The organism is Flavobacterium sp., assembly GCF_029945805.1.
Taxonomy (GTDB): domain Bacteria; phylum Bacteroidota; class Bacteroidia; order Flavobacteriales; family Flavobacteriaceae; genus Flavobacterium.
In genome coordinates this window covers 262,376-271,040 of the sequence record NZ_JAQSDH010000022.1, presented here as the reverse complement: position 1 = coordinate 271,040, position 8,665 = coordinate 262,376, and the positions used below count along the sequence as shown (strand labels likewise).

The 8,665-nt window shown below is 35.7% G+C and carries 5 protein-coding genes; 3 read left to right on the top strand and 2 right to left on the bottom strand.

Annotated features, from left to right (window positions below):
- Positions 1-125: 125 nt before the first annotated feature.
- Together gltX and PSU83_RS06200 are read right to left on the bottom strand one after the other, a co-directional pair.
- Positions 126-1,643 carry a glutamate--tRNA ligase gene (gltX, locus tag PSU83_RS06205; protein WP_300587963.1) on the bottom strand — a complete coding sequence of 506 codons (1,518 nt, stop codon included), beginning with the start codon at positions 1,641-1,643 and terminating at the stop codon, positions 126-128.
- Between the two features lie 118 nt (positions 1,644-1,761).
- Positions 1,762-2,793 (bottom strand): alkane 1-monooxygenase, encoded by a 1,032-nt coding sequence (locus PSU83_RS06200; protein WP_300587961.1) that lies wholly within the window; start codon positions 2,791-2,793, stop codon positions 1,762-1,764.
- 133 nt (positions 2,794-2,926) lie between these two features.
- Here PSU83_RS06200 and PSU83_RS06195 point away from each other — a divergent pair, with 133 nt between their 5' ends.
- The 3 genes from PSU83_RS06195 to mnmG are packed head-to-tail and all read left to right on the top strand — an operon-like array spanning position 2,927 to position 8,603.
- On the top strand, positions 2,927-6,316 hold the full coding sequence (locus PSU83_RS06195; RefSeq protein WP_300587959.1) for a DUF4175 family protein: 3,390 nt from the start codon (positions 2,927-2,929) through the stop codon (positions 6,314-6,316).
- Entirely contained in the window at positions 6,309-6,731 is a 423-nt protein-coding gene (gene ybeY / locus PSU83_RS06190; RefSeq protein WP_300587957.1) for an rRNA maturation RNase YbeY, read from the top strand. Before PSU83_RS06195 ends, ybeY begins: the two co-directional genes overlap by 8 nt.
- On the top strand, positions 6,732-8,603 hold the full coding sequence (gene mnmG, locus PSU83_RS06185) for a tRNA uridine-5-carboxymethylaminomethyl(34) synthesis enzyme MnmG (protein WP_300587956.1): 1,872 nt from the start codon (positions 6,732-6,734) through the stop codon (positions 8,601-8,603).
- Positions 8,604-8,665 lie beyond the last annotated feature (62 nt).

Sequence of the window (8,665 nt, the reverse complement as noted above, 5' to 3'; positions counted from 1 at the left end):
TCTTTAAAACCAATTCTACACATTCTAATTTAAATGCGTAATCATACTTTACTTTACTTTCCATAAAAAATGCCTCAAATAGTGTCTAACTTTTTGGGGCATGTTCAAAAATGAGATGCTTTTTTTTATAAAGATTCAATTGCTTTTTCCAAACGCTTAATCGTTTCTTCTTTTCCAATCAATTCGACAATGTCAAAAAGATGTGGGCCTTTCAAAGCGCCAACTAAACTTAAACGGAACGGTTGCATTATTTTCCCCATTCCAATTTCGTTTTGCGTCATCCAATTTTTAACTACGGTTTCAACATTCAACGAAGTAAAATCGCTTATATTTTCTAATACAGAAATCAATTCTTGCATTAATATTGGTGTTTCTTCTTTCCAGTTTTTGGCTGCTTTTTCATCATAGGTTGTTGGTGCTTCAAAAAAGAAATTACTCAGTTCCCAGAAATCTGAAACAAAATTGGCACGTTCTTTTATCAAGGAAACAATTTTTATTAATTTATCATGTGTCACACTGAGCGCAGTCGAAGTGCCTTTTTCATACACAATAGGAGCAAAGCTTTTCGCTAAGTCTTCATCCGATTGTTTTTGAAGATATTGATGGTTGAACCATTTATTTTTATCCGGATCAAATTTGGCTCCAGCCTTGTGAACTCTATTCAAATCGAATTTTTCTACTAATTCCTCCAATGAAAACAATTCCTGATCGGTTCCATCATTCCAGCCTAATAAAGCTAAGAAGTTAATAACCGCTTCTGGGAAAAATCCGTTTTCTCTATAACCTGATGAAATGCCTTCTTCAGTTTTCCATTCTAAAGGAAATACCGGGAAACCTAATTTATCGCCATCACGCTTGGATAATTTTCCGTTTCCAACAGGTTTTAAAATCAATGGTAAATGGGCAAATTCAGGAGCTTCCCAACCAAATGCTCTGTATAATAAACTGTGTAATGGCATCGATGGCAGCCATTCTTCACCACGGATTACATGTGAAGTTTCCATCAAATGATCATCAACAATATTGGCCAAATGATACGTTGGCATTCCGTCAGATTTGAACAATACTTTATCGTCTAACAAATTGGTTTCAAATTTTATGGCGCCACGAATGATGTCTTTCAAATGCAATGTTTCATCGACAGGAGTTTTAAATCGGATCACAAAATCCTCACCGGCCGCAATTCTTTTTTCCGTTTCTTCTTTAGAAAGTACTAATGAAGTATCTAGTTTTAAACGATTGTGCCAATTGTAAATAAAGGTTTTTCCTTGTTCTTCGTGCTGTTTTCTATGAGCATCCAAAGCTTCAGCTGTATCAAATGCATAATACGCCCAACCCGAATTTATCAGTTGATCTGCATATTGTTTATACAGTTCTTTTCGTTCCGATTGACGGTAAGGTCCAAACTTTTCGTTCTTTCCGATAGTTTCGCTTGGAGCGATTCCCAACCATTCCAAGGCTTCAAAAATGTATTGTTCGGCTCCAGTAACGAATCGGTTTTGATCGGTATCTTCTATTCTTAGATAGAAAACGCCGTTATTTTTTTTCGCAAATAAGTAATTGAATAAGGCAGTTCTAACGCCTCCAATGTGTAACGGTCCGGTTGGACTTGGAGCAAAACGAACTCTAACAGGTTTTGACATTTCTTTTTAATTTTTGGCAAAGATACATTTTCAATATGTCAATTAGGAAATTTGAAAATGAGATAATTGAAAATTTATTTCATTGTGCACTCTGTAAATCTCTAAGTTGACATTGTGGTTAGGTTTTCATTTCCAAAGGAATTCTTTTGTTCATAACCGCAAACCAAAGTGGTGGAAAAAAAGACAAAACCATAGAAGTTGGATAACCAAAAGGCATTTGTGGTGACACATCGTGGTACTCTAAAATTTGATATTTCTTTTGTGATTTGTAATGGTGATCACTATGACGTGTTAGTTCATACAACATAATTCTGCCCAAAACGTGATTGGAATTCCAAGAATGTTTTTCAGAAACACGTTCGTATCTTCCTGATGGTAAACGGTTTCTTCTCAGGCCATAATGTTCAATGTAATTTATAGTTTCCAATAGCAAGAGGCCAACAATTCCAGCTAAAAGAGCCACTAAAAAGCCAATTCTTCCAAAGAAATAGTAAGTAGCTATTAGATAACTTATCTGAATTATGGTAAACCAAAACATATCATTTTTTAAAGACAAGAATGACCGGTTTTCCATTTTATTGAGTTTCGTTTGAATTTGCCAAGCTTTAATATAAGTTCCAAAAATAGTTTGTATCCAAAAAGCATAGACCGATTGATTGTATCTAGCACTTGATGGATCTTCGGGAGTTGATACATGTAAATGATGGCCGTGATTGTGTTCGATGAAAAAATGGGTGTAATGTGATGGAATTAAAAGCAATTTTCCTAAAACCCGTTCATATAGTTTATCCCGATGTCCTAATTCGTGTGCAACATTTATTCCGTTGGAACCTAATACAACTCCTAAACTTAGAATAACACCAATCATTTTTACTAAGGATAATGGAACGGTTGCTACTTTATGCAGTGCAAAGAATAACATTCCATATACAATGAAAACATTCAGATACAACAGAACGTCAAACAAACGATTTTTTAACTTGTTTTTAATTTCGGCCTCGGAGTAATTTTTTTCATCTTTCGGAAATATTAATTCTAAAAAAGGGAGTATTCCGAAAACGAAAATTATGCCAGCATAACTCCAAAAGCCACCCAAATAGATTCCAAAAAATGAAATTAATGGAACGCAGTATGCTAATAAATATTTCATAAACAGTCTATTTTATATCTAAAATTATAAAACATTTTGTAGAATACAAAGCTTTTTTCTTTGGCAAATTTTTAACGCTTGGGTATTCGGTAAAAATTGTACATTTATCGGTTATAAAAAGAAATTGCAAAAATTGGAGAATTCAAATATCATTTACCAAAAGTTAGAGGATTTCATTAGGAAGTTTTATACCAACGAATTACTGCGCGGAATTATATTCTTCGTAGGAATAGGATTGATCTATCTTATCTTCACCTTGTTTGTAGAATATTTTCTTTGGCTTAAACCTACGGCCAGAACCATCTTATTTGGAACGTTTGTGCTAGTCGAACTTTTTCTTTTGTTTCGGTTCATCTGTTTTCCATTATTCAAATTGTTCAAGCTTCAAAAAGGAATCGATTACAACGATGCTTCGGCAATTATAGGAAATCATTTCAATGAAGTAGGCGATAAACTGACGAACTTTCTTCAGTTATCGGAAGACAAGAATAAATCAGAATTACTTTTAGCATCCATTGACCAGAAAGCAAATACACTGCAACCGATTCCCTTTAGCAATGCGATAAATTTTGGTGGAAACAAGAAATATTTACCATTGGCAATCATCCCGATTCTGTTTTTTGCCTTCTTTTATATTTCAGGAAATAGCAATCTGATTTCACAGAGTTTAAATCGAGTAGTGAATTTTAAGCAGCAGTTTTTACCGCCAGCACCTTTTCAATTTGAGATTCTGAATAAAGATTTACAAACCGAACAGAATAGAGATTTTCTATTAAAAGTAAGAACTGTTGGTAAAGTGGCTCCCGAGAATGCCATGATCTTTATTGGTAACGAAAGCTATTTTATGGAGAGCAGCAAGCAAGGAGAATTTCAGTTTGTCATTCCGAAGCCTTCAGAAGATGTAGAGTTTCATATAGAAGCGAATGCTGTTTCTTCTCACGATTATGAATTGAAAGTCGTTACTGTTCCATCAATTGCCAATTTTGAGATGGTGCTGAACTTTCCAAATTATCTGAACAAGAAAGCGGAAGTTATTAAAGGAACCGGAAACGCTATCATTCCAGAAGGAACACAAGTTACGTGGAGAATGAACACATTTGCTACACAAAAAGTGGATTGGGTTAATGATAATACACGTTTTACTTTCGCTAAAAATGATAATACGTTTACATTGTCAAAAAGTATTCTTCAGAATGTAGATTACCAAATTTTGACATCAAATAATAAAGTTCAGAATTATGAAAGACTGAATTACCAGATTTCTGTAATCAAAGATCAGTTTCCAACGATAACCGTAAATAATGCACCTGATAGTTTGAAAGTGAATAAGAACTTTGTTTTAGGTCAAGTTTCAGACGATTATGGATTGTCTAGACTACAAATCGTTTACTACCAGAAAGATACGCCGAATAGTGCTAAAAAAGCTACTATTAATGTTAAGAAAGATGTTTATGACCAGTTCGTATTTTCGTTTCCAAGCAATCTTCTGGTAGAAGAAGGGGTTTCGTATGAATACTATTTTGAGATTTTTGATAATGATGCCATTCACAAGTACAAGAGCACTAAGTCATCTGTATTCAGTAATCGGATTTCAACAGAAACAGAGAAGCAAGATGAAATGATGCAGCAACAAAATGACAATATTAACTCGTTAGCCAAGTCTTTAAAGGCGCAAGATAAGCAATTGAACGAAATGGATAAATTGCAGAAGATGGGCAAAGAAAAAGACAATCTAGAATACAAAGACCAACAGAAAGTAAACGATTTTATTCAGAAGCAAAAGCAGCAGGATGAGTTGATGAAGGAGTTTTCAGAGAAGATGAAAGACAATCTCGATAAATTCAAATCGGAAAAGAAAGACGAAAAGAAGGAAGCGCTTCAGGAACGATTAGAGAAGTCTAAAGAGGAAATTGAAAAGAATAAAAAACTATTGGAAGAGCTTCAAAAGTTGAATGACAAGATCAGCAAGGAAGAACTTTTTGAAAAGATGGAGAAATTCCAACAAGCAAGTAAGAACCAAACTAAAAGTTTAGAGCAATTGGTTGAATTAACCAAGCGTTATTATGTAGAAAAGAAAGCAAAACAAGTAGCCGAGAAAATGGATAAACTTGCCGAGAAGCAAGATAAGTTGGCGGAGAAGACTGATGAAAACAATGCAGACAAGCAGGACGAAATTAATAAGGAATTTGATAAACTTCAGGAAGAACTAAAAGAGTTGCAAAAAGAGAATAAGGAGTTAAAATCTCCAATGGATATGCCTAAAACAGAAGAGAAAGAAAAAAGTATTGATTCGGATTTAAAAGAGGCGAAAGACCAATTACAAAAGCAGCAAAAGGATAAAGCAAAACCTAAACAGAAAAGTGCTGCTAAGAAGATGAAGCAGATGAGTCAACAAATGCAGGAGCAAATGGATTCCGGCGGAATGGAACAAATGGAAGAGGATGTTGTGATGTTACGTCAGATTCTTGATAATCTTTTGGCGTACTCATTCTCTCAGGAAGATGTAATGAAGCAGTTTAAGAATCTGAGACGCGGTGCACCTTCATATAATAAGAACTTAAAAACGCAGCAGGATTTAAAACAACAGTTCAAACATGTTGACGACAGCTTATTTGCAATGTCGTTGCGTAATCCTAAAATTGCGGAAGATGTCACAAAGGAAATAGGTAACGTGCAATACAATGTTGATAGAGCCATTGAAAATTTAGCTGAGGCAAATGTTCCAAAGGGAAATTCATATCAGCAATATGCAGTCTCTGCGTCAAATAAATTAGCCGATTTTCTAAGTGATATTTTAAATGGTATGCAGATGCAAATGTCAGGTTCCGGTGCAGGAATGCCTAAACCAGGACAAGGACAAGGTCAGGGAATGCAACTGCCAGACATCATCAAAAAGCAAGAAGGTTTAGGTGAAAAAATGAAGAAGGGAATGAAGAAAGGTGATAAGCCCAGCGATGGTTCAGAAGGAGATAGTCCTGGGGAAACAGGAGGTCAAGGAAAAGAAGGGGGTAAAGATGGAAAAGGCCAAAATGGGAAAGGTCAAGGCGGAAATGGTAAGGGAGAAGGTCAAGGCGGAAACCAAAAAGGTGGTGAAAACGGACAAGACGGTGAAGGGGATGCCAAAGAAATAATGGAGATTTACAAAGAACAACAGCAACTGCGTGAAGCTTTGGAAAAAGAACTGAAGAAACAAGGTGTTGGCGGAAATGGTCAGAACGCCTTAGATCAAATGAAGCAAATTGAGAAGCAGTTATTAAATAAGGGGTTTAATAATGAAACACTTCAGAAGATTTTAAATCTAAAATACGAATTGTTGAAGTTGGAAAAAGCAGTGCAGCAACAAGGCGAAGATAAGAAGCGGCAGTCGGAAACTAACAGGAAAGAATATAACAATCAGGCCAATGCATTACCAGCACGTCTTCAAGAATATTTGAATAGTATTGAAATTTTAAATAGACAAAGCTTACCTTTGCGCTCCAATTTTAACCAGAAGGTTCAAGAATACTTTAAAACCAATGATTAGTTTTAATTACGAGTTAGATTTCAAACTAGAAGACGAAACAATTTATTCAGACTGGATTTCCAAAGTCATTAGCTCTGAAAATAGGGATGAAGGCGAGATAAACTACATCTTCTGCGACGACGATTATTTGATTGAATTAAACCAGAAGTATTTGGATCATGACACGTTAACTGACGTGATCAGCTTTGATTATTCTGAAGGAAATGAGCTACATGGTGATATTTTCATTTCTATAGAAAGAGTTCGCGATAATGCAGCAGATTTCAAGGTTGCTTTCGATGAAGAGTTAAAACGGGTTTTGGTTCATGGAGTTTTGCATTACTGCGGGTACAAAGATAAAAGCGAGCGGGACGAAATATTAATGCGTCAAAAAGAAGAAGAAAAAATGAAGTTGTTCCACGTGAAACATAATTAAATGTTTTTAGAAAAATACGATATTATAGTAGTAGGTGCTGGTCATGCAGGTTGTGAAGCGGCCGCAGCATCAGCCAATTTGGGTTGTAGCACTTTGTTGGTTACAATGAGTTTACAAAACATTGCGCAAATGTCATGCAATCCAGCAATGGGCGGAATTGCAAAAGGACAAATTGTGCGCGAGATTGATGCATTGGGTGGCTATTCAGGAATTATTTCGGATACTACAGCCATTCAATTTAAAATGTTGAACAAATCAAAAGGTCCAGCAATGTGGTCGCCAAGGGTGCAATCCGACCGAATGCGTTTTGCTGAAGAATGGCGTTTGCGATTGGAGCAAACCCCAAACCTAGATTTTTATCAGGAAATGGTCAAAGGCCTTTTGATTAAGAATAATAAAATTGAAGGAATTGTAACTTCACTCGGAATTGAAATCAAAGCCAAAACGGTCGTACTTACTAATGGAACCTTCCTTAACGGATTAATCCATATTGGGGATAAACAATTTGGAGGGGGAAGAGCAGGTGAAAGCGCTGCTTACGGAATTACCGATGATTTAGTTAAAGTGGGATTCGAAGCTGGAAGGATGAAAACTGGAACGCCGCCGCGAGTTGATGGTCGTTCATTGGATTATTCTAAGATGAGAGAAGAAGCAGGGGATGCGATTCCAGATAAGTTTTCGTATTCAGATGAAACCAAACCGTTGACGGTTCAAAAGTCGTGTCACATGACTTATACGTCAACCGAAGTGCATAATATTCTACGAGAAGGTTTTGATCGTTCGCCAATGTTTAACGGTAGAATTAAAAGTGTCGGGCCAAGATATTGTCCATCCATAGAAGATAAGATTAATCGCTTTGCAGATAAAGATAGACATCAACTGTTTGTTGAGCCAGAAGGATGGAATACGGTGGAGGTTTATGTAAACGGATTTTCTACCTCTTTACCAGAAGATATTCAGTTTAAAGCATTACGTTCTGTAGAAGGTTTTGAGAAAGTTAAATTCTTTCGCCCTGGATATGCAATTGAATACGATTATTTTCCACCAACTCAATTAAAGCATACACTTGAAACGAAGTTGGTAGAAGGTCTGTATTTTGCTGGACAAATTAACGGCACGACAGGATATGAAGAAGCGGCATCGCAAGGAATGATGGCCGGAATTAATGCTGCATTAAAAGTTAAAGAACAACAACCCATGATTCTGCGTCGTGACGAAGCTTATATTGGAGTTTTGATTGACGATTTAATTACGAAAGGAACCGAAGAGCCCTATAGAATGTTTACATCACGTGCGGAATACCGAACCTTATTGCGTCAAGATAATGCCGATTTTAGATTGACTCCAAAGGCTTATGAAATTGGTTTAGCTTCTGAAAAAAGACTACGTCGAATGGAACACAAGTTTAATGAAAGTGAAAAGATGGTCAATTTTTTCAAAGAAACAAGTGTTACTACAGAAGAAGCAAATCCTATTTTAGAAGCTAAAGGAAGTTCACTAATGGTTCAATCGGATAAAATGTTTAAAGTGTTTTCGCGTCCACAAATTGAGCTGGATGATTTCTTAAAGTTTGAAAAAGTAAAAGAATATGTTGTCACAAATGATCTCGATAAAGAGATTATTGAGCAAGCAGAAATTCAAGTTAAATATTCTGGTTATATTGAAAAAGAAAGAAGTAATGCGGAAAAATTAATCCGTTTAGAAGATATTAAAATTCCAGAGAATTTCGATTTTCATAAGATTAAGTCAATGTCGATAGAAGCAAAGCAAAAACTAACTGCTATTCGACCTGTAACGATTTCACAAGCATCCAGAATCAGCGGGGTTTCTCCGTCAGACATATCCGTTTTATTAATTTACATGGGAAGATGATATCAAATATTAAATATTTGATATCATATATCTAAAATCTAATAGTAAATGTTCCACGTGAA